The sequence below is a fragment of the Nitratidesulfovibrio oxamicus genome, assembly GCF_015731765.1.
Lineage (GTDB): Bacteria > Desulfobacterota > Desulfovibrionia > Desulfovibrionales > Desulfovibrionaceae > Cupidesulfovibrio > Cupidesulfovibrio oxamicus.
This window is the reverse complement of sequence record NZ_VRYY01000438.1, coordinates 1-2,009: the sequence shown is the minus strand read 5'-3', so window position 1 is coordinate 2,009 and position 2,009 is coordinate 1. Positions and strand designations below refer to the sequence as shown.

The following is a 2,009-nucleotide window of genomic DNA, read 5'->3' as shown; positions in this document are numbered from 1 at the left end:
CACCCGCTGCTGGCCGAACTGGCGGGCTGGGCGCGCACGCGCCTGCTGCGCGACGGGCAGCCCGACGCTGCCCGCACCGCCCGGAATCCTTCCGGAACCTCCACTGGCGGCGCCATTGGCAACGACACCGCCACAGATGATCCCGCCGCAACCCGTCCTCCTGTACTTCGCGTGGACGCGCCCTCGCTGGCCGCACTCCTGGCCCGCCGCCCGGCCCTGACCACGCCGCCGGAAGTGGTGCAACGCCTGAGCGCGCTGGTGGCCTCCGATGACGCCACCCCCGACGCCGTGGCGCGCGTCATCCAGCACGACACCTACCTTACCGCCGCCGTCCTGCGCATCGCCAACAGCCCGCTGCACGCCCCGCTGGTGCCCGTGGAAACGGTGACACGCGCCGTGATGCTGCTGGGCATGCGCCAGATTCTCAGCCTGGTCACCGCAGCCTCGCTGATGCGCCTGATGACCCCGCGCGACGTGTCCGCCCGGCGCACCTTCTGGCGGCATGCGGCGTGCGCGGCCACGGCTGCCCGCGCCCTGGCCGTGGCCTGCGGTGGGGCCGACCCCGGTCGGGCGTTCGTGGCGGGCATGTTGCAAGACATCGGCCACCTGCTGCTGATGGGCAACCTGCCGGACCTGGCGGCCCAGATTTCCCGCCGCGCCCTGCAGGGGGCCGTGCCCATCCAGGCGGCGGAACGCGAACTGCTTGGCTACGACCACTGCGACATCGGGCGCCGCCTGCTGGACGCCTGGCGGCTGGGCGACGCCGTGGCAGAGGCTGCGGCAACCCACCATGGTCCGGACGCCCGCGCGTGGACCGACCTTGGCCTGTACGTGCACCTTGGCGACCTGATTGCCGTGGCCCTCGGCTACCACATGCCGGGCGACGAACTGCTGCGCCAGCCCGCGCACGGCGCGCTGGACCGCCTGAAGCTGACTCCGGCGGAGTTCTCGTCGCTGGTGGGGCACGTACTGGCCGACACCGAAGCCATGGAGCTGGCCCTTTTTGGCGACGCGGCGGCCTGACGGAAACACCCGTGGCCCAATCGGCGGGGCCTGGGCCAAACCGGCAAGGCCCCGACCTGACCCGGCTGCCTTCCTACGGGCACCGCACCGCCATGCCCCCCCGTCGCACCGCCATCCCGGCTGCGCCCCGCGGATCCTTCCACTCACTGAACGCAACGGCGGCGCGAACGGTCTACCCGTTCACGCCGCCGGTCATTTCAATGCCGCTCCACGCAGACAAGGCAACGCCCTGCCCGTGCGGTTACAATCCCTGCTACTTGCGCGCCGCCTGTCCCGCGTGCGCGGTGATGGCCGCCTGCAACCGCGCCTGCGGCCCCACCAGCACCGCTCCGGCCAGCAGACCCGCCAACAGCCCCCAGAACGACGACCCCACGCCCAGCAGACTCACACCGGACACGGTGACCAGAAACGTGATGACGGCGCTTTCCCGGTGCACCGGATCTTCCGTGGCCTGGGTCAGACCGCCCAGAAAGGCCCCCAGCAGGGCCAGACCCGACACCACGGCCACCAGCGCCTGCGGCAGGGCCGTGAACAACCCCACCAGCGTGGCTCCGAAAGTGCCCACCAGCACATAGAACCCGCCGCAGAAGATGCCCGCCCAGTACCGCCGCTTCGGGTCAGCGTGGGCCTCGGGTCCGGTGCAGATGGCGGCGGTGATGGCCGCAAGGTTCACCCCGTGCGAGCCGAACGGCGCCAGCAGGGTGGATGCCACACCCGTCCACGTCACCAAAGGGCTGCCGGGGGTATCATAGCCCGATGCGCGCATCACCCCGAGGCCCGTGGCGTTCTGCCCGGCCATGGCGACCACGAACAGCGGCACGCCAAGGCCCAGCAGCGCCCCCAGGGTGAAGTGGGGCATGGTGAACACCGGCGCGGCGGGCGCGGCGCTTACCGCTCCGAACGAAAGCTGCCCGGTCATGCCCGCCACCAGCAACCCCGCCAGCAGCGGCAGCAGCACGGCGTAACGGGGGGCCAGGCGGCGGGCC

The 2,009-nt window shown here is 71.9% G+C and carries 2 protein-coding genes; one reads left to right on the top strand and one right to left on the bottom strand.

Annotation, left to right across the window (positions count from 1 at the left end):
* The coding region (locus FVW20_RS13495; RefSeq protein ID WP_196610016.1) for an HDOD domain-containing protein at nt 1–1,023 on the top strand (1,023 nt) is incomplete at its 5' end.
* A 253-nt stretch (nt 1,024–1,276) separates the two neighbouring features.
* Here the strand turns inward: FVW20_RS13495 and FVW20_RS13490 are convergent.
* The coding region (locus FVW20_RS13490; protein WP_196610015.1) for a benzoate/H(+) symporter BenE family transporter at nt 1,277–2,009 on the bottom strand (733 nt) is incomplete at its 5' end.